12 protein-coding genes and 1 pseudogene are annotated in these 19,206 nt (G+C 75.9%); 2 read left to right on the plus strand and 11 right to left on the minus strand.

The window, feature by feature from the left end; genetic code table 11:
• Nucleotides 1-56: 56 nt before the first annotated feature.
• Nucleotides 57-434, minus strand: a complete 378-nt coding sequence (locus tag ACMA1D_RS16655) for a GntR family transcriptional regulator (protein ID WP_414724760.1) — start codon at nucleotides 432-434, stop codon at nucleotides 57-59.
• Between the two features lie 84 nt (nucleotides 435-518).
• Nucleotides 519-2,372, minus strand: coding sequence for an asparagine synthase (glutamine-hydrolyzing) (gene asnB / locus ACMA1D_RS16660; RefSeq protein WP_414724761.1), 1,854 nt, complete (start codon nucleotides 2,370-2,372; stop codon nucleotides 519-521).
• A gap of 337 nt (nucleotides 2,373-2,709) precedes the next feature.
• Here asnB and ACMA1D_RS16665 point away from each other — a divergent pair, with 337 nt between their 5' ends.
• On the plus strand, nucleotides 2,710-3,639 hold the full coding sequence (locus tag ACMA1D_RS16665) for an N-acetyltransferase family protein (RefSeq protein WP_414724762.1): 930 nt from the start codon (nucleotides 2,710-2,712) through the stop codon (nucleotides 3,637-3,639).
• Nucleotides 3,640-3,897: 258 nt separating this feature from the next.
• On the opposite strand, the pseudogene ACMA1D_RS16670 reads toward ACMA1D_RS16665, so the two are convergent.
• From ACMA1D_RS16670 to ACMA1D_RS16680, 3 genes and pseudogenes are all read right to left on the minus strand, one after another.
• Nucleotides 3,898-4,485, minus strand: a pseudogene (locus tag ACMA1D_RS16670) (XRE family transcriptional regulator); the annotation flags it as partial.
• A gap of 46 nt (nucleotides 4,486-4,531) precedes the next feature.
• The gene (locus ACMA1D_RS16675; protein ID WP_414724763.1) at nucleotides 4,532-5,251 is read right to left on the minus strand and encodes a nitroreductase; all 720 of its coding nucleotides are present in this window, start codon (nucleotides 5,249-5,251) and stop codon (nucleotides 4,532-4,534) included.
• A gap of 431 nt (nucleotides 5,252-5,682) precedes the next feature.
• A complete protein-coding gene (locus ACMA1D_RS16680) occupies nucleotides 5,683-6,267 on the minus strand; it encodes a TetR/AcrR family transcriptional regulator (RefSeq protein ID WP_414724764.1) in 585 nt (194 codons plus the stop codon).
• 692 nt (nucleotides 6,268-6,959) lie between these two features.
• On the opposite strand from ACMA1D_RS16680, the gene ACMA1D_RS16685 reads away from it, so the two are divergent.
• Nucleotides 6,960-7,646, plus strand: coding sequence for a response regulator (locus tag ACMA1D_RS16685; RefSeq protein WP_414724765.1), 687 nt, complete (start codon nucleotides 6,960-6,962; stop codon nucleotides 7,644-7,646).
• A 314-nt stretch (nucleotides 7,647-7,960) separates the two neighbouring features.
• On the opposite strand, the gene ACMA1D_RS16690 is transcribed toward ACMA1D_RS16685, so the two are convergent.
• From ACMA1D_RS16690 to ACMA1D_RS16715, 6 genes are all read right to left on the minus strand, one after another.
• Nucleotides 7,961-8,473 carry a DUF402 domain-containing protein gene (locus ACMA1D_RS16690; protein WP_414724766.1) on the minus strand — a complete coding sequence of 171 codons (513 nt, stop codon included), beginning with the start codon at nucleotides 8,471-8,473 and terminating at the stop codon, nucleotides 7,961-7,963.
• A gap of 441 nt (nucleotides 8,474-8,914) precedes the next feature.
• Nucleotides 8,915-10,336, minus strand: coding sequence for a type III PLP-dependent enzyme (locus tag ACMA1D_RS16695; protein WP_414724767.1), 1,422 nt, complete (start codon nucleotides 10,334-10,336; stop codon nucleotides 8,915-8,917).
• A complete protein-coding gene (locus tag ACMA1D_RS16700) occupies nucleotides 10,333-12,417 on the minus strand; it encodes an IucA/IucC family protein (protein ID WP_414724768.1) in 2,085 nt (694 codons plus the stop codon). The genes ACMA1D_RS16695 and ACMA1D_RS16700 overlap by 4 nt, the downstream gene beginning before the upstream one ends.
• Nucleotides 12,418-15,003 carry an IucA/IucC family protein gene (locus ACMA1D_RS16705; protein WP_414724769.1) on the minus strand — a complete coding sequence of 862 codons (2,586 nt, stop codon included), beginning with the start codon at nucleotides 15,001-15,003 and terminating at the stop codon, nucleotides 12,418-12,420.
• Nucleotides 15,000-16,244 carry an ATP-grasp domain-containing protein gene (locus ACMA1D_RS16710; protein ID WP_414724770.1) on the minus strand — a complete coding sequence of 415 codons (1,245 nt, stop codon included), beginning with the start codon at nucleotides 16,242-16,244 and terminating at the stop codon, nucleotides 15,000-15,002. The genes ACMA1D_RS16705 and ACMA1D_RS16710 overlap by 4 nt, the downstream gene beginning before the upstream one ends.
• A gap of 807 nt (nucleotides 16,245-17,051) precedes the next feature.
• Complete coding sequence (locus ACMA1D_RS16715) at nucleotides 17,052-18,926, minus strand: carboxyl transferase domain-containing protein (RefSeq protein ID WP_414724771.1); 1,875 nt, start codon at nucleotides 18,924-18,926, stop codon at nucleotides 17,052-17,054.
• Between the last annotated feature and the right edge of the window lie 280 nt (nucleotides 18,927-19,206).

Below are 19,206 nucleotides of genomic sequence, written 5' to 3' on the forward strand. Positions count from 1 at the left end.
CCGTACGCGGCTTCAGCCCGTGCCGTACGCGGCTTCAGCCCGTGCCGTACGCGGCTTCAGCCCGTGCCGTACGCGGCGCGCAGTGCGTCCGTGACCGCCGCCGTGGCCGTCGCCCGGTCCACGCCCAGGTGGTGGGCGCGGCGCGCGTACTGCTCGGCGGCGGTGGCCAGTTCGCGGGCGGCGGCGTCAGCGGCGGCGGCGATGAAAGAGCCGTGTCGGCCCCGGGTCTCGATCACGCCGTCCGTCTCCAGCGCGCGGTACGCCTTGGCGACCGTGTTCGCCGCGAGCCCCAGGTCCTGGGCCAGGCCGCGCACCGTCGGCAGTTTGTACCCCACCGGCAGGAGGCCGCTCCTGGCCTGGTCGGCCACCTGGCTGCGGACCTGCTCGAAGGGGGCGGTGCCGGTGTCGGGTTCGACGGTGATGCGCAGGGTCACGGGGCGGGCTCCTGACGGGTGAGGGGACACCGCCCCATTGTGACCAGCTCCGTGCGGCCCCGGGGCACCGGTCACCACACCGGGTCACAACTCCAGCGTGATGTCGTAACGCCGCAGCCAGGCGTCGATGCCCAGGACCAGTTCGGTGCTGGCCCGCAGCCGTTCCCCGGTGGGGTCGGTCAGCGCAGCGCGCAGCGTGCGTTCGTCCAGCAGGGGGCGAACGGGCGCGTTGCGGTCGGCGGCGAGCCGGTGCAGTTCCGCCCGGAGCGCGCGGGCGTAGCGGGGGTCCTGGGTGGCCGGGTAGGGGCTCTTGACCCGGTCCACGACGGCGCGCGGCAGCAGGTCCTGGGCGGCGGCGCGCAGCAGGGACTTCTCCCGGCCGTCGAAGGTCTTCATCGCCCAGGGCGTGTTGAAGACGTACGAGACCAGCCGGTGGTCACAGAAGGGCACCCGCACTTCGAGGCCGACGGCCATGCTGGTGCGGTCCTTGCGGTCCAGGAGGATCTGGAGGAAGCGGGTCAGGCCCAGGTAACACAGCTCGCGCATGCGCCGCTCCGTTGGGTCGTCGCCGTCGCGGTGCGGCACCTCGGCGAGCGCGTCGTGGTAGCGGGCCGCCCGGTAGCCGGCGAGGTCGAGCTTGCCGACGAGGGACTGGTCGAGCAGGGCGGTGCGGGCGGTGCGCCCGCCGCCGACGAAGGAGGAGGCGAGGTCGACGACGCTCCACGGGAAGGTGTCGGCCCGCACGGTGTGCGGTTGGTGGAACCAGCCGTAGCCGCCGAACACCTCGTCGGCCGACTCACCGGACAGGGCGACCGTCGAGTGTTCCCGTACGGCCTTGAAGAGCAGGTAGAGCGAGGTGTCGGCGTCGCCGAAGCCGTCCGGGGTGTCGCGGGCGCCGAGCACCCGGGCGCGGTGGTCGCGGTCCATCAGGGCCGCGGTGTCCAGGACGATGTCGCGGTGGTCGGCGCCGACGTGATCGGCCAGCGCGTGGGCGTACGGGCCGTCAGGTGTGGGGCGCAGGTCGCTGGCCCGGAAGTGTTCGGCGTGGCCGGCGAAGTCGACGGCGAAGGAGCGGACGGGGCCGCGGCCGGCGGCGGCGAGTTGGCCGGCGGCCAGCGCGGTCAGCGTGGAGGAGTCCAGGCCGCCGGAGAGCAGGGTGCACAGCGGCACGTCGGCCACCAACTGTCGGGCAACGATGTCAATGAGCAGTTCGCGGACCCGGCCGACGGTGGTCGGCAGGTCGTCGGTGTGGTCGTCGGCCTCAAGACCCCAGTAGCGGTGCGCGCTGACCCCGGTGCGCCGCACCCGTACGGTGTGGCCCGGGCGCACCTCGTACATGCCCTGGTAGGCGGCGTGGCCCGGGGTCTTGGTGAAGGAGACCAACTCGGCCAGGCCCTCGGCGTCCACGATGGCCGGCACGGCCTGGTGGGCGAGGATCGCCTTGGGTTCGGAGCCGAAGAGCACGCCGTCGGGCGTGGGGTAGCAGTAGAGCGGCTTGATCCCCATCCGGTCCCTGACCAGCAGCAACTCCTGGGTGCGCGGGTCCCATGCGGCGAACGCGTACATGCCGTTCAGCCGCTCGGCGCAGCCCGCGCCCCACTCCAGGTAGGCGCGGAGCACGACTTCGGTGTCGCTGCGGGTACGGAAGACGTGGCCGCGCGAGCGCAGTTCGGCCCGCAGCTCGCGGTGGTTGTAGACCTCGCCGCTGTAGCTGAGGACGGCCTCGGTGCGGCCGTCGGCGGTGGCGGTCATCGGCTGGACGCCGCCGGGCAGGTCGATGACGGCGAGCCGGCGGTGGCCGAGCGCCGCGTGGCCCGCCAGCCAGGTGCCGCCGGCGTCCGGGCCGCGGCAGGCCATGGTCTGCGTCATGGCGTCGATGGCGGTCTGCTCGCCAGTGAGGTCACGGTCGTAGGAGATCCATCCGGTGATGCCGCACATGGTTTGCGGTGCCTCCTTCGGTTCGCCACCCCGGGCGGGCCCGGGGCGCGGCGCTACCCCCTTCGGTGCGGCTCCGCCGGGGCGCCCGGGGGCGGGCGGCGGAGGTCGCGGCGTCACCGTACGCGGCGTATAGGTGCAGCGACCATGCATACAGGTGTACGAAGCAGCTAATCGGCCAGCGCGGCGGTGCGCGGCCTGCACCGCCGCGACCTGCCCGATCGCCGGACCCTGCGCGTGTCGGGCGGTGCCGGGTGCCGTGCCGGCGCCGGGCGGCCGGGGCGCCGGCCGGGAAAAAATGCGGGGCGGATGGCGAGATCGGCACGTAGCGTGCAGCGCCATGACTGTGATCATTCGCGACTTCCACCCGGCGGACGCCGAGGCGGTGGCCGAGGTGCGCCGTGCGGCCATCCCGTTCATGGTGACGACACCGGAATCGGTGGCGGGCCAGGTGGCCAACGCCCCCGCCGGGCAGCGCTACCGGCTGCTGATCGGCGAGCTGGACGGCCGGATCGTCGCCACCGCCCACACCGGGCTGGCCTTCGACCATCCCGAGCCCGGCCGCTCCTTCAGCAATCCGTCGGTGCACCCGGACGCCCGCGGCCGGGGCGTGGGCTCGGCCATGCTGGCCGAGGCCGAACGCTATCTGGCCGCCGAGGGCGCCACCTCGCTCTACGCCTGGGTCCTCGACGACCAGCCGCACCTGGGCTTCGCCGAGCGCCGCGGCTACCAGCTCAGCCGCGGCTCGGTCTTCCAACGGCTGGACCTGGCCACCGCCGAACTGCCGCCGCTGCCGGACCCGGCCGACCTGCCGGCCGGCGTGGAGTTGCGCAGCGTCGCCGAGCTCACGGACCGCGTGGAGGAGTTCTACGCGGCGGACGTGGAGGTCACCGCCGACGAGCCGGGCGACCTCGGCGGCCACCGGATCGACCTCGCCGAGTGGCACGCGCTGTACTGGGAACACCCCGATTTCGACCGCGAACTGTCCATCGTGGCCCTGGTCGACGGCGCCATCGCGGCGTTCACGGTCGTCCACACCGACCGCAGGGACCGCTACCAGTCGGGGATGACCGGCACCCGCCGCGGCCACCGCGGGCGCGGATTGGCCACGCTGGCCAAGACGGTCTCCCTGCACCGCGCCCGGGCCGCCGGCTTCCGCACCGCCTTCACCGGCAACGACACGGACAACCAGCCGATGCTGGCCATCAACCGCCGCTTCGGCTACCGGCCCGCCCAGGGCGAACGGCGGGCGTTCAAGTCCCTGGTGTGAGTCGGGGAGCTGGTGGCTGCGGGCCAGGGGGCTACACCGACTACGGGGCTACGGGCGGGCCTGGGCGCCGGCTCCTGACCCGCTACGGCGCCGCTCGGGGGCCTTTCCGGGGCCTGCTGCTATCCCGGCCCCCGGGCCGGCCTGGGCGTCCGCCGGAGGGGCGGCTGACGGAGGGGACGGGGCGTCCGCCGATGGGGTGGCTGAGGGTGGAGCGGCCGGCGGGCCTCCCGGCGCGGCTGCCCCGCCGGGTCCGGCCGTGGCCGCGGGACGGGCCCGTACGTGCATCCGCTCGCCCTGCGCCCCGTACAGCGCGAGCCATTCCACCGGCAGGTCACCCGCGTTGGCCACGCCGTGCGGGGTGCGGGTGTCGAACTCGGCCGCCTCTCCCGCCGTCAGCACCAGGTCGTGGTCGCCGAGGGCGAGCAACAGCCGGCCGGAGAGCACGTACAGCCACTCGTACCCCTCGTGACTGCCCTGCGCCGGCCGGTCCCGCGCGCCGGCCGGGCGGACCGGGAGGATCTGCTTGTACGCGTGCAGCCCGCCCAGGTAGTGGGTGAGCGGAATCCAGGTCTGCCCGTGCCGGGTGAACGGCCGCGGGTGGATGCGCGGATCGCCGGTCGCGGGCGCGCCGACGAGTTCGTCCAGCGCCACGCCGTACACCTTGGCCAGCGGCAGCAGCAGCTTCAGGGTGGGCTCGCGGTGCCCCGATTCGAGCCGGGAGAGCGTGCTGAGCGAGATCCCGGTCCGCTCACCGAGTTGCGCCAGGGTCATCCCCCGGGCGATCCGCAGGGCCCGCAGCCGCGGCCCCACCGCCGTCAGTACGTGCGCCAGCTCATCGTCAGGCATGCCCCCATTCGTCGGGACGGCCGGCGCCGTGTCAAGGCGGGGCAACCTACTCGCGAAAACGCGTCGTCTCACCGAGGTCCGCGCGCGGGACGGTGACGGCGTTCCAGGACGAGGCGGGGTCGGCGTAGCCGAAGGAGATGCCGATCATGAGCTTGGGCCGCTCCTCGGTGAGGCGGAGCGAGGCGCGGATGGTGTCCGCGTAGAAGCCGAGCAACCCCTGCGGGCAGCTCGCCACGCCGTACGCGGTCAGCGCGAGCAGCAGCGTCTGGGCGTACATGCCCACGTCGTTGACCATGCGGGCGTCGGCGTTCGGCGGCAGGAAGAGCAGGGCCACGTGCGGGGCGCCGTAGAAGCGCAGGCTCTCGCGGTTGACCGCGGCCCGGCCCGCCAGGTCGTCGCGGGCCACCCCCATGGCGCCGTACATGAGCGCGCCGGCCTCGCTGCGGCGCTGCCGGTGGACGTCGGCGTACAGGTCGTCCTGGTACGGGAAGTCCAGGGACAGCCGCTCCTCCTCGGCCGCGGCCAGCAGGTCGCGGCTGAGGGCGTCCCGCGCCGCACCGCTGACCACCTCGACCTGCCAGGGCTGGGTGTTGGAGCTGGAGGGTGCGGCGGCGGCCAGGGCGAAGACGCGGCGCAGCGTCTCCTCCGGCACCGGGTCGGGGCGGTAGGCACGGGTGGCACGGCGACCGCGGATGAGGCGCTCGGCGTGTTCCGGGTCGAAGACGGGGGTGGGGTCGGGCGCGGTGACGGGTGTGGGCGCGGTCACTGGTGCCGGTTCCTTCGTGCGTGCGGGGGCGGGGGCGGGGGCGTATGCGGGCTCGGGCTCTGGCTCGGGTTGGAGTGCGGAGGAGGAGGGTGTGGGCAGGGGCATGGGCTTCTCCTTGCTGGGTGGAAATGTGGAGATAAAGCGCTGTTTGCTGGGCCTGCTGAGGGCGCGGCAAGGCCGAGCGGGGACGTACGGGGCGGGCGCGGGGCGGGCGCGGGACGGGGCCCGGTCGGCCGCGGGCCGGGGCGTGGCCTCGGGGGCCGGCACAGGCCCGTTGGCGGCCCGCCCGCACGGCACCGCGGCGTTGCCCGTCGGGGCGCCACGGGGTCGGATCAGCGGGGCGCGGCAGGCAGGGCAAGGCGGTCGGGATGACTCGGTTCGCGGCCGGGGAAGGGTATGGGCACGCCGCGCGGCCCGGGTGTCGTGGGGTGCTACCCCTGGAGGTGGGAGTCGATGAGCCGGTCGGCGGCCTCGGGCAGGGCGGCGCGGGACCGTTCGACGGAGTGGAACTGGGCGGTGGCGCCCGCCCCTTCCAGCAGGATCTGGAGCGCATAGGCCAGCCCGTCCGGGTCGCGCACCGGCAACTGGGCGACCAGGGCGGTCAGGCGTCGCAGATGCTCGGCCTTGAGCTCGTCGACGGCCCGGCGCACCGGGTGGTCCCGGTCGGGGAACTCGATCGCGGTGTTGGCGATGACGCAGCCGCGGTAGCCGGGCGTGCCCATCTCGCCCGCGACGCGGTCGATCACGTGCCGGAGTTGGGCCCGCACGTCGTCCGGACAGGCGCGCCTGGCCACCTCGAAGGAGGCGAGCCCGGCGACCGCCTGCGCCTGCACGTAGGCGACGGCGAGTTCGTCCTTGGAACCGAAGTTGCGGTAGAGGCTCGGCTTGCCGACCCCCGAGGCCGCCGCGATCTCGGCCACGCCGACCGAGCGGATGCCATCGCGCGCGAACAGCTCGCACGCCGCCCGCCACACCCGCTCCCCCGCCGGCGAGCGCTTCCCCGCGTCCTCGACCATCCCGCCCCCGTCCGTTCGTCCTGTCGCACTGTACGGCCCCGGTACGACGGCGCCGTGGGAGCCGCCGCCGCACCACCGGTCGCCGCATCGGCGAGGTCGCCCACGCCGGTGCGTACCGATCGGTACGCAAGCGACTGTACCGATCGGTACGCGGGGTGGTCAACCGGGCGCGTGGCGGCCTGGCGGCGGGAGTTGGACCCGGGGCCCCACGGGCGGCGACGCGCGGCGCAGGAGCGGGCGGGCCAGGCCGGAAGGGGGCCGGGGCGGGCCGCCGGCTCGCGGGGAACCCGGAGGAAGGAGGGCAGAAAAATCCGCCCTGGCGCGCGAGGGGGGATGAAAGCGTACGCGCCAGGGCGGAACTGCCGGAGCCCCGTGAGGGGGGAGCGGGGTCCGGCCATGGGGGGTTGGATCTCGGTGCTGGGTGGTGCCCGTTCGTGGGGGTGTGGGGGGTGGTGCTGGTGACATCGGTAGGGCGGACAGGGAAAACGAGGCGGTCGGCGCCGGGGGGAGCACCGACCGCCCCGCACGGTCGGGGAGGCCGTGACGTGGCCCACATGCTTCCCGCGGGTTACCTCATTGTCTCGCTTCCGGTATTAAAAGACGTTGTGGTCGTTGAGTTCACGTCCGCTGCCGGGTAGCTGACACAGGCATAGTCCGCCCCGCAGCGGGCCGCACAAGCAAGGGGGGCGTCGATGACCAGAGTCCTGGTCGTGGACGACGATTTCATGGTCGCCAGGCTGCACAGCCGATGCGTCGCAGCCACGGAGGGCTTCACCGTGGCCGGCGTCGCCCACAGCGGCGCTGAGGCGCTGCGCGCCGCAGAGTTACTGCGGCCCGATCTCGTACTGCTCGACGTCTACCTGCCGGACATGGACGGCCTGACCGTGCTGCGCGAATTGCGGGCCCGCGATCCGCGGCACCAGGTGGACGCGCTGTTCATCACGGCGGCGCGGGACGCGCACACCATCCGCACCGCACTGCGCTCCGGCGCCCTGCACTACCTGATCAAGCCCTTCCACCAGAGCGCGCTCCAGGAGCAGTTGCGGCACATCGGCGCGCTGCGCCACCGCCTCAACGGGTTGGACGAGACGAGCCAGGAGGCCAGCCAGGAGGACGTGGACCAGATCTTCGGCACCCGTCCACCGGGTTCGCGGGAACTGCCGAAGGGGCTCGCGCAACACACGGCCGAACTGGTGGAGCGCGTACTGCGTCAACACCCGGAGGGGCTTTCGGCCTCCGAGTGCGCGGCGGCCGGCGAACTCTCCCGGGTCAGCGCCCGCCGCTACCTGGAGTACTTCGCGGAGACCGGCCGCGCGGACATCACGCTGCGGTACGGCGGTACGGGGCGGCCCGAGCGGCGCTACCGGTGGCTGGCCTGAGGACCGGCTGACGGAACGCCCCGCCCGCGCGGGCCCGCGCGGGGTGCGCACCGTGGGCGGTGTGTTCCCGTGCGGCGGTACGCGCGTACGCGTGCGGGGTGGGCCACGGGCAACCGGGCCGGGACCGGCCCGCCGCCCGGGCCCCGCTCCGTACCGGCCGCGCCGTGCCCCGTACCGGCCGCGCCGTGCTCCGTACCGGCTGCGCCGTGCTCCGTCCGGGGCTGCGGTGCGGGTCCGTACGGCGCGCTACGGGTGGCTGTGCGGCCCCGTGCGGTCCCGGTGTCCCCCGGGAGCCCCGCGGGGCCGTGGGGGCGTCAGACGGCCAGCAGTGGGCCGAAGCCGCCGTTGCGGGCCAGCCGTTCCAGGGCGTCCAGGGCGGCCCACGCCTGGGCAGCCGCCTGCGGGTCCGCTTCGGCCAGGCCGCTCTCGGCGAACTCGTCCTCGTCGAGCCTGAGCACCGTGCCGCCGTCGGCCGAGCACCACAGGTCGAGATCGAGGTCAGTAACGGCGAGCGTCGCGCCGTCGACGCCGGCCGGCCGGGTCACGTCGCAGTACCAGCCCTTGAGCGAACCCCGCGCGTCACGCACCTCCTTGATCGCGAACCAGCGGTCGCGCCAGTAGTGCTCGGTGAACACGTCGCCGTGCTCGAAGCGGACGAAGCCGAAGTCACGGGTGCCGGCGCCGGCCCACGGCGCGCGGACCACCACGTGGTTGCCGTCGTCGCCGATCACCCGGGCCGGATAGCGCACCTTCTCGCGCTCCCGCTTGACCAACCTGACCGTGATGTCGCTGCCCGGAGGCAGCGCCTCCGGCGTGGTCCCTGCCATGTGCCGTCCCCTCGCCAGCCGCCCGCCCGCACCGGCGCGCTTCTGGTCTCGCTGATCGTGTGTGGTCTCGTCCGGAGTTACCCGCTCGCCGCCTGGAGCGGGCTGCGTCGCGCGGGCGCACGGGCTATGTCGCGCGGGCGCGCGACGGGCCCATCAACGCACGCGGAGCGCACGGCAGTCCGCAGCCCCGCGCAGCCCGCGCGGACCCGAACCCGCCCGGTCAGGCCCGTACGGAGCGCGCAGGACCGAGGCGCGCCGGTGCCCGACGCACCGCGGCCCGGCCCGGACGGGGCCGGACCAGGCCGCTCCACTCTGCCCCCGCTCGGCCCGGCGGACCACCGGTTTTCCACCCGGGGAGCGCGCCCCCGGCCCCCGAGCCCGGCCCCAGCCAGCGCGAGGCACACGGACCGCAGCGGATCAGTACGACGGGCTGCCCAGGAATCAGTACGGCGGGCTGCCCAGGAAGTGGAAGACCGGGCGCGGGTGCATCAGGAAGTCGTGGTGGGAGATGTTCCAGGCGTACGCACCGGCCAGGGCGAAGACGACGCGGTCGGCGGCGCGCAGCCGCTCCGTGGGGACCCGGGTGGCCAGCACGTCCTTGGGGGTGCACAACTGGCCGGTGAGGGTCACCGGTTCGCCGCTCGCACCCGGCCGCGGCCAACTGCGCGGCCAACCGTCCACCGGCAGCACGGCGAACGGCTGGTCATGCCCCTTGGTGACGGGGGTGCGCAGGTGGTGGGTGCCGCCGCGGAGCACCGCGAACGCCTCGCCCTGGCTGTGCTTGACGTCCAGCACCTCCGTCACGTACCAGCCGCAGTACGCGGCCAGCGCCCGGCCGGGTTCGATGCGCAGGGTGAACTGGGGGTGCCGGGCGGCGAGCTCGCCGAGCCCCGCGCCGTACGCGGCCCAATCGAAGCGTTCGGTGGGGCGGGTGTAGTCCACGGCCATCCCGCCACCGACGTTGACCTCGGTGAGCTGGGCCGCGAACCACGGCCCGGCGCCGGCGGCCAGGCCACGGGTCCAGCGCACGATGCGCTCCGCCGTGGCGAGTTGGGCCCGGACGTCGAGCCCGCTGGCCAGGTGCGCGTGGACGCCGCGCAGCCGCAGCCCGGCCCGGGTGGCGGCGCCGTCCTCGGCGAACAGCGGCAGCAGCCGACCGATCTGGTCCGGGTCGAGCCCGAAGGGGCTGGGCACGCCGCCCATGGTGAGCGCGGCGCGCGGGCCCTGCCCCAGCGCGCCGCCCGCCTCGGGGGCAACGCGCTGGGCCGGCACGTGCTCGCTGTCGGCCTCCCGCTGCGGCTGCGCGCCGCCCTGCTGCGCGGGGGCGCCCTGGTCGGTCGGCAGGTTGACGCGCAGCAGCACGCCGACGGGGCGGGCGTCCGCCCGCGGGCGGGCCGCGACCAGCCCGGTCAGCAGCCGCAGTTCGTGCTCGGACTCCACGTGGAAGCGCTGCACGCCGAGGTCGAGCGCGCGCCGCAGCTCCGCCTCGGTCTTGCCGGGGCCGCCGAAGGCCAGCGGCGCCCCCGGGACCGCCGAGCCGACGTGCGCGAGCTCCCCGCCCGAGGCCACCTCGTACCCGGTGACGTGCGTGGACAGGGCGCGCAGGACCTCGGCCGCGGGGTTGGCCTTCGCCGCGTAGTACAGCTCGACCGAGGCCGGGATCGCGGCGCGGACGGCGGCGGCGTGGGCGTCCAGGGCATCGAGGTCGTAGAGGTAGGCGGGCAGGTCGTCCGCTGGCAGGCCGCGGGCGTGGCTGAGCGCGCGCGGGCTCACCAGGTCGTGGCTGTCGGCCGCGGTGGGCACGAGGGGGGCGGGAGCGGGACGCGCGGGCGGGGGCGGGCCGAAGCGGTGCGGGAAGGTCATGCGGGTCTCCAGGAGAGGGTGGCGGCGGCCTCGCGGGCGGCCTCGGACAGCAGCGTGGAGCCGAGCGGTGAGCCGATGCGTACGTACCCGGCGTCCCGGTCGGCCTTGCGTCCCCACCGCGTCAACAGATTGGCCTTGGCGGGCAGGGGCGCGCCGGTGGCCAGGGCGCGCAGGGCCGGCGGCTCGCCGTGGGCGGCGGACCGCTCGTGCAGCACCTGGCGCACGGTGGACCACAGCGCGGGTTCGAGCTCCGGGTGGAGGTCGGCGAGCGCGGCGAGCAGCTCCGCCACGTGGTTGACCAGCAGGCAGTAGACCACGCGGTCCCAGCCGCGGCGGGGGTCGTAGGTCATCGGCCCGGCCACCTCCGGCGGCAGGGCCGCCAGTGCGCGCCGGTGCCGGTCGGGCAGCAGCTTGGTGCCCTCCAGGTCGCGGAAGAGGACCTGGCGCGGCCAGTTGTCGCCGTCCACGCCGACGACCACGTTCTGGAGGTGGGGTTCGAGTACCACGCCGTGGTCGAAGTAGGCGGCGAGTACGGGCGGTACGAGCAGCCGCAGGTACGCCTCCCACCAGGCGAGCGCGGTGCCGGGGCCCGGGCCCGCGCGGTGCGCGGCGAGCAGGTTGCCGACCTGGGCGCTGCCGGTGGGGTACTCGTCGGCGACCGCGGCGGCCAGCAGCCCGGTCACGCCGGGGGCCAGCCGGTCCGCCAGGCCCTCGCGGACGATGACGCCGAACCCCTCGGCCAGTTCGCGGTCGGCCCCGGCGTCGCCGGTGCGCAGCGCCAGCGTGCGGTAGGCGGGCTCGCGCAGCAGCTCGCAGCCGGGGAAGCGGCGGGTGAGGTCGCGGGCCACCGGTTCGAGCAGCCCGGTCAGCGCCACCGCGCCGGCCAGTTCGTACTCGGCGTTCTTCCGCAGGCAGTTGGTGATCCGCACGTTGAGGCTGAACTTCAGGAACGTCCGCCCGTCGTACAGGGTGCGCACCGATGCGGTCGGCGCGAACCAGGGGCCGCCGGGCCCCAGGTCCACGACGTCCCCGCGGGCGACGGCGGCCCGCAGCGCGGGGTGGTCGCCGAGCATGGCGTACTGCCAGGGGTGGGCGGGCAGCGGCAGGTAGCCGTCGGGCACCGGGCCCTGGCGGTCGAGCGTCGCGAGGGCGGTGGTGGTCACCGACTCCTGCCGTATCAGGTCCGCCCGTACGGCCAGGCGGTGCAGCGGGAACCTGGCGCCGGCCTCGGGCGCGTACTGCCGCCAGCCGTCGGCGCTGCCGGAGCGCGCCTTGGGTGTGGGGTGGAAGCGGTGCCCGAACAGCAGGGACTGTTCGGAGGCGAGGTAGGGGTCCGGGTAGGGGTCGCGCGGGACGCCCGGCGCGCGGGTGCTGCGGGGGGCGGGGCTCGGCGCGGGGCCCGCCGGGCGGGGGGTTGTCGTCCCGCCGGCGACTGGCTCGGCAGTGGACGTCCTGACGGTGGCCGTCGCGGCGGTTGCCGTACCCGCAGGTGACGTACTCGCAGTTGCCGTACCGGCGGGGGCCGTCCGGCCGATGGGGGCGGGGGGCCTGGTGGCGCGGGAGACGGGGGTACGGGCGGGGCCGGGGGCCGCCGGGCCGGCGGCGGTCGCGGGGGCGCCGACGGAAGCGCCGGTGGGGAGGTCGGGGCGGCCCGGGAGGTCGGGACGGCCGAGGGGAGCGGGGCGGTCCGTGGTGGAGTGGTGGAGGGCGGCGGTGACGCCGGCGTGGCTGAGGACGACCTGTTCGATGAACTCCTCGTTGGCCACGCCGGTCCGTAGCTGCAACTCCCGGTCCACCCGGGTGGCGAGGGCCCGCCAGGACAGTTCGGCCCAGATGGCGCCGCGCCGTTCGGCGACGGGGCCGGTGAAGCGGTGCGCGCCGATCAGCGAGGTGCGGCGCAACCGTACGCGCAACAGCACCCCGCTCCGTGGCATGCGGAGCTGTAAGTGCCCCTCGCTCACCGCGGTGTGCCGCTCCGGGCCCGACACCTCGCGCAGCAGGCAGTTGAGCAGGGTGTGGGCGACCACCTCGTCGGCCGAGGCGAGGGCGGGGGTGGCGAAGTGGGGCAGGGTGGATGACATTCAGCGGCTCCAGCGTGAGGTGCGCAGCAGGTAGTTGGGGCCGCTGACGTAGTGCTTGTTCACATCGGCGGCCCCCGAACGCTCCTTGGCGAGCAGCGTGCCGGCGGTGACCATCGCCTTGACCGGCAACCGGTCGGCGAACAACACCCGCGCGCGAAGCACGTCCCCGGGCGCGGGCTCCCCGCCGGTGGTCGGCCGCTGCGGGGACGGCTGCCCCGGGGGTTGCTGCTCCGTGGTGTGCTGCTCGGCCGTCGGCCGGGCCGTGGGCTGCGGCCCGGCAGTGGGCAGGCGGTCGATCGCCGCGCAGAGGCGGGCCCGGAACAGGTCGAGCAGCACGCCGAGCGGAGCCCGGCCGAGCCGAGCCAGCTCGAAGGCGATGGCCCCGGCGCACAGGTGCACCGCGATGGTGGTGAAGACATCGGCGACCGGCCCGTCGCCGTCGACCAGGATGCGGGGATCGTCGAACCCCAGCCGGTACGGGTCGAGCCCGGCACCTGCGGGGCGCGGGGCGGCGTCGGGGCACGGGGCTCCGGAGTCGGCCGGGTGGGCGGCAGCGGGGCCCGCGGCGAGGTCGGGGCGCACGGCCGCGGCGTCAGCCTGGCCGGGGGCGGGGGCCACCGGGTCGGTCGGCGTGGCCGCGGGGTGGCCCGGGTGCGGCGCCACGGGTGCCGGATGCGCGGGAGCCGGATACGCAGGAGCCGGGCGCGCGGGAGCCGGGTGTGGCGCGGCGGGCGCCGGGCGCGCAGGTGAGGGCGGCACCGGCTCGGGGCGTACGGGCGGGGTGTGCGCCGACGGGGGGCGCGCCGGAGCCGGCGGGGGTTGCACCGGAACCGGCGGGGGTTGCACCGCGCCGGGTGCGAGGCGGGCGGCGAGGCGGGCGGGGTGTACCCGGGGGCCGTCGTGGTCCTTGATGAGCAGCCGTAGCCGGGTCCCGCCGGCCGCCTCGTCCAGTACCAGCGAGGTGTTCTGCTGGTGCGCCTCCAGGGCCACGCCGTAGCCGAAGGCCGTGGTGTGCCAGTCGAAGAGCAGGGTGGCGTAGGCGTCGACGAAGGCGAGCAGGTCGCCCGCGTAGTAGCGGTCCACGAGGGCGTCGATGACCAGCGGGCCGTCCGGGAGGGGCGCGAACAGGGCGGCCAGCGGGACCACGTCCGCCCGGTCGAGGCCGGCCGGGTAGCGGCGCACCAGGGCGGCGATCAGTTCGTGCCCGGCGTGCAGGTAGGTGCGTTCGTCGGCGAGCAGGACGGTGCTGGCGAACCGTGCCTCGCGGGCCACCAGCGCCGCCGTCAGCCGCTGCCCCGCCGCCCCGTCGGCGAGCGTGCCGGGCTTGATGGTGCGCCGGTTGCGCAGCCCGAGCGTCGCCGTGGCCAGCGGGAGCTTCAGGTGCACGGTGGGGTCCTCGACGACGGCGACGGTCCGCATGGACAGCGTGGGCCGCACCAGCAGCCACCGCCGCGGGGCGAGCACGGCCCGCTCGGTCCGGCCGGTCAGGCCCGCCGCCCGCAGCGCCGCGGTCAGGTGCGGGCCCACGGTCAGCGGGTGCACCGGCACGGCCTGGTGGCTCGCGTCCAGCCCGGTCAGGCCGAGCGCGCCGGGCGTCGGCCACCAGTCGGGCAGCGGCCCGGCCCCGTACCGCAGCGCGGTGCGCGGTACGGCGAGCCAGCGCAGCGCGAACTCGGGGGCGAACTCGGGGGCGTGGGCGCGCAGCCCGACGGCGTCGAGCCCGGGCCTCGCGCGCGAGGTGGGGTAGAGCGGGTGGTCGCGGTGGGCGGCGAGGGTGTCGTATCCGAGCGAGCCGGCCAGGCCCCGCCAACCGGGCCCCGGGCACGGCCCGTGGCGGACGGTCAGCGCGTGGAGCACGCCGGGGCTGGCGGCGGCCTGCTGCCGCAGGGTGGCCACCTCCTGTTCGCACTCGGCCACGAACGCGTCGAACCCGGGCAGGTCCACCGGCTGGACCGCCGACCGCAGCCGGTCGAACACGGCTTCCAACCCGACCAGCGTGCCGCCCCCGGTCTCCAGGACCGGCCGCCTGGCCCGCACCTCGCACTGGAAGCCGTCGGCTTCCACCGGCAACAGCACGGGCCCGTCGGGCAGGTCGAGCCGCAGCCAGTCGCCGTCCGTCCGGCGCACCGTACGCGCCCCGGAGCGCAACCCGTAGGCGTCCTCGCGCAGCAGCGTGCTCAGGACGCGCAGCAGCAACTCGCCGGTGACGGCGTCGCAAGCGGCGTCCTGGCGGCCCGGGACGCCGGTGGCCGGGGCGACTCTGGGCGTCCCCGACGGTGCGCCGCGGGGCGCCCCTGACGGAGCGGCGGGGGGCGCGGTGGACGGGGCGGCGGGAGGCCCGTCGGAGGGTGCGGCAGGGGGCACCTCCCGCGCGGGGCGCGTGTCGTACGCGGGCGCCGCCGGCTGGGCCGGCTCCGACGACCCGGCCCGTGCCAGCGGTTCGGCCGGTTCCGGCGAGGGGGCCCGCCCGGTCGACTGAGCTTGTCCGATCGGACCGGTCGGCCCGGTCGGCCCGGTCGGCCCGGTCGGTGCCTGCTGGTCCCGTGGGCCGGCCGCCGGGCGGGGCGCGCAGTGGTGGTGGCTCATGGCCGGATCTCCCAGGTGTGGGCGGCCAGGAAGCCGGCCACCGCCCGGTCGACGGCGTCCTGGTCGGCGCCGGTGGCGCGGAGCACGCCGAGGAAGTCCCGGTTGGTGTGGTGCAGTGGCCGGTGGCTGCCGATCTCGCGCAGCGGGTGGTAGGCGATGCGTACGCCGCCGTGTTCGGTCTCGCTCGGGCCCGGGGCCGCGACCAGCGTGCCGGCGCGGTCGGCGGTCACGTACTCCATGCGCGCCCGGCCGCCCCGGGCCGTGGCGAGCGTGGCCGGCAGCGGCTGCCCGGTGTGCACCCGTAGGACGTGCTCGAAGAGCGGCAGGTCGAGCACGTCGGCGAGCAGCAGGTCGCACCGGTCCCCTATGGCCCGGTAGTTGACCTCGATGAGGCGGGCCCGCTCGCCCTGCACCACGTACTCGGTGTGGCAGGCGCCGAAGCCCACGCCCAGCGCGCGCAGTTGGGCCAACACCTGGTCGGCGTGCGGGGCGGGCCCCGGCAGCAGGCGCAGCCGCTGTTCGATGAAGTACGGCGGCGGGGACAGTTCGGTGGCGAAGCCGGCGACGGGGTGCAGGGACCGGGCGTCGCCCAGGGTCTCCAGCGTGTGCAGCGGCCCGGTCAGGTACTCCTCGACCACCAGGGCGGCGCCGGGGCGCCTGGCCGCCGTCTCGCGGCAGCGGGCGGCCAGTTCGGCGCCGTCCGCGACGAGCGCGACGTCCTCGCTGGCGACGCCCTCACGCGGCTTGACCACGCACGGGTAGGCCAGCCCGGCCGCCCGGACCGCCGCGGCCAGCGGCTCCGGGCCCCGGGCCGACGCGAGGAGTTCGGGGCCGAGTTCGACGGACCGTACGGCGTCGAGTCCCCCGGCCGCGAGCGCGCGCCGCAACTCGGCCTTGTTCTTGGTCCGCAGCGCCGCCCGCCAGTCCTTGCCCGGCAGTGCGAAGAAGTCGGCGACCAGCGCGGTCTGCACCTGGAGGTGGTCGCTGTTGCTGAACACCGCCTCGGGCCTGCCAGTGGCCGCGACGGCGGCGATGACCTCACGGAAGTCCCGTACGTCGCAGGCGAGGTAGGCGAGGTCGGGCAGGGTGCCGCCGGCGGCGGCGTGCCGGGCGTAGGCCCGCTCGTGGGCGGCCACCTGGTCGGTGACCACGGTGACGGCGAGCCCGAGGCGGGCCGCGGCGGGGAGGAAGCCCTCCGTCACGGAGTCAGTCGGGTTGACGGCAAGGAGATGGAGCCGCACGGGCAGTGAGTGCCTTTCAGGGCAGGGAGCAGTCCGCTGGACGGGACGGCAACGAGATCATTTCGCTCGAACAGACAGTAGGTTAGGTTTACCTAAGTCTGTCAATCCGGTGCCGGCTCAGGTCAGGGGTCGCATCGGCCTCCCTCGGCCCGCGCCCGCCCGCCCGGACGCCCTGCACGGCATCGCGCCGCCCCGCCACCGGTTGCCCCATCTCGGCACCCTTCCTCGCCCGTTCCCCTGCGACCCGCCCCGTACCAGGCCCGCTTGCGGCCCCTCGCGCACCGGCCACCGCCGCGGTTGCGTACGGGCCGTCACCACCGACGGTAGCCGCCTCCACCGAGCGTGACGGCCGCCGATGGGAGCGTTCCCCCTGAAGGGTCAAGCCCGGCGCCGGCGTTCGGCGCGCGCGCCTCGGCGGGACGCGCACGCCAGGTCGCCGTCCGCGGGCGGGCGCGGTGGCCGGGAGGGGGCTGCTGGGCAGCCGTTTGGGGCTGAGGTGACGGCTGGTACGACCGCGACACCGGACGCACGGGCACGCAGTGCCGCACCCCCACCCGCCCCTGGCCAGAACGCGACCTTGCGCCCGACCACCCGACCAGCCCCTGCCCCGCCGGGCCCCCGCCCGCGCCCCTGCGCCGACGACGGCAGCGGATGCGCCGCCCCGCCGCCCGCCGGGGCGGCACGGAGTGACGGGGGCCCGGGATCGAACACGGGAGGGGCGGCCGGCGCCGGGGCACTCGACCGGCGCGGTGGGGCGGGGGCCGTGCCGTCATGCGGTGGGGCGGGCCCGTGCCGTCGTGCGGTGGGTCAGCCGCGGCCCGCTGCTCGGCGGGCGGCCAGGCGCTCTTCGGGGTCCTGGGCGCGGAGGGCGGCGAGTTCGGCGCCCAGGATCGCGCCGAGGCGGGTCAGGAAGGCGTACGGCGCGTCGGCCGCGTCCTGGGCGCTGGACGGTTGCGGCGGGGCCGCCCCCGCCGGCTCCCCCTGCGCGCCTCGGGGGCCCCGGGGGCCCGTGGAGCCCCAGGTGTCCGCGGAGGTCCGTGCGTCCTGCGGTTCCCCCGGGTCTTCCATCTCCTCCACCACCCGGTCGACGATCCCGGCCGCGAGCAGGTCGGCCGAGCGCACGCCCTGCCGGGCCGCCACCTCGTAGGCCCGCTCCGTGGTGCGGTACAGGATGGCCGACGCGCCTTCCGGGGGCAGCGGGGAGAGCCAGGCGTGCCGGGCCGCGAGGACCCGGTCGGCGGGCAGCAGGGCCAGCGCGCCGCCGCCGGCCCCCTGGCCGAGCAGCAGGCACAGGGTCGGCGCGGGCAACGTCACCAGGTCGGCCAGGCAGCGGGCGATCTCCCCGGCGAGGCCGCCCTCCTCCGCCTCCCGGCTCAGCGCGGCCCCGGCCGTGTCCACCACGGTCAGCAGCGGCAGCCCCAGTTCGGCGGCGATCCGCATGCCGCGCCGCGCCGTCCGCAGCCCGGCCGGCCCGAGCGGCTGCCCCACCCCGGCGGCGTCCGCCACCGGCCCCGCGCCCGGCTCCGCGCCCGTTTCGATGTCCGGCGCGGCGGTGTCCGACAGGGGGTGCGGCGCGTTCCGGTCGGGGCCGGGGCCCTCGCCAGCCCCTACGTCCTCGCCCCGGTCGTGGCCGAGGACGACGCAGGGCGTGCCGCCCACCCTGGCCAGGGCGAGCAACATGCCCGGGTCGTGCTCCCCCGCGCCGGTGCCGCTCAGTGGGGTGACGTCGTCGGCCGCGACGCGCAACAGCGCCCGCACTCCGGGCCGTTCCGGGCGGCGCGAGCGGCGGATCGATTCGGCGGCGTCCGGGGCCCCGGCGCGGCCCGGGGCCACCGCATCCGCCCGCCCGGCCGCCCTGTCGGGCGCTCCTCCTGGTGACACGGCGCCGCTCGACGACAATGCGGCACCGCTCAGCAGCGACGTCGGACCGCCCACGGAGTCCGCGGGCCCCGCAGAATCCGCAGCCCCCACAGAGCCCACGGAGCCCACGGAGCCTGCGGCACCACGCAGGACGCGCAGTGCGCGGGCCGCCGCGGCGGGGAGTTCGGCCGTCGGGAGGACCGCGTCCACCAGGCCGTGCGCGTGCAGGTGCTCGGCGAGTTGCACGCCTTCGGGGAAGCGCTCGCCGTAGAGGGCCTCGTGCACCCGGGGGCCGAGGAAGCCGATGAGCGCGCCGGGTTCGGCGGTGGTGACGTGGCCGAGCGAGCCCCAGGAGGCGAAGACGCCGCCGGTCGTGGGGTGGCGCAGATGGACGAGGTAGGGCAGACCGGCCGCCTTGTGGGCCGCGATGGCCGCGGTGACCTTCACCATCTGGACGAAGGCGACCGTGCCCTCCTGCATCCGGGTGCCCCCGGACGCGGGCGCGGCCAGCAGCGGCAGCCGCTCGGCCGTGGCCCGCCGCACGGCCCGCACCAGCCGCTCCCCCGCGGCCACCCCGATCGAACCGGCGAGGAAGCCGAACTCACAGACCACCAGCGCCACCCGGGCGCCCGCGAGCAGCCCCTCGCCGGTGAGGACGGACTCGTCGAGCCCGGTACGCGCGCGGGCGCGGGCGAGGTCCGCCCGGTACTCCGGACCGGCCGGCGGCTCCGGCACCGGTTCGTCCCAACAGCGCCAGCTCCCGGGGGCGGTGACGATCTCGATGAGCTCGCGGGCGGTGGGACGGGGGCGCGTTCCGGTCATGGGGCCCACTGTGCCACGCCCGGATCGCGCCGTACCGGCGCGCCCCGCGGCCTCGTCAGGGCGGGCGCGCGGGGTGGCGGGGCGCGCCCCGGAGCGCACGGCGTCGCGCCCACTACCCGTGGGACGGAACACGAACAGCAGGTCAACGCGGTCTGGACCGAGCCGGACCGACAAAGTCCGGAAGGCACACTTGACTTCAGGTTCGGTTGAAGTTGCATCGTTTTTCACAGGTGCTGATCGCACCCGTGGTACGGCGCCGCCGCCGAGCGGAGGGGGTTTC

The organism is Streptomyces sp. 796.1, from assembly GCF_047525675.1.
Lineage (GTDB): Bacteria > Actinomycetota > Actinomycetes > Streptomycetales > Streptomycetaceae > Streptomyces.

What these genes read in the sequence shown, in the direction of transcription:
- ACMA1D_RS16665 (WP_414724762.1), top strand. Translation starts at nt 2,710, where the DNA reads ATGACTGTGATCATTCGCGACTTCCACCCGGCGGACGCCGAGGCGGTG.
- ACMA1D_RS16705 (WP_414724769.1), bottom strand. Translation starts at nt 15,003, where the DNA reads ATGAGCCACCACCACTGCGCGCCCCGCCCGGCGGCCGGCCCACGGGAC.
- asnB (WP_414724761.1), bottom strand. Translation starts at nt 2,372, where the DNA reads ATGTGCGGCATCACCGGATGGATCTCCTACGACCGTGACCTCACTGGC.
- ACMA1D_RS16715 (WP_414724771.1), bottom strand. Translation starts at nt 18,926, where the DNA reads ATGACCGGAACGCGCCCCCGTCCCACCGCCCGCGAGCTCATCGAGATC.
- ACMA1D_RS16700 (WP_414724768.1), bottom strand. Translation starts at nt 12,417, where the DNA reads ATGTCATCCACCCTGCCCCACTTCGCCACCCCCGCCCTCGCCTCGGCC.
- ACMA1D_RS16690 (WP_414724766.1), bottom strand. Translation starts at nt 8,473, where the DNA reads ATGGCAGGGACCACGCCGGAGGCGCTGCCTCCGGGCAGCGACATCACG.
- ACMA1D_RS16695 (WP_414724767.1), bottom strand. Translation starts at nt 10,336, where the DNA reads ATGACCTTCCCGCACCGCTTCGGCCCGCCCCCGCCCGCGCGTCCCGCT.
- ACMA1D_RS16680 (WP_414724764.1), bottom strand. Translation starts at nt 6,267, where the DNA reads ATGGTCGAGGACGCGGGGAAGCGCTCGCCGGCGGGGGAGCGGGTGTGG.
- ACMA1D_RS16685 (WP_414724765.1), top strand. Translation starts at nt 6,960, where the DNA reads ATGACCAGAGTCCTGGTCGTGGACGACGATTTCATGGTCGCCAGGCTG.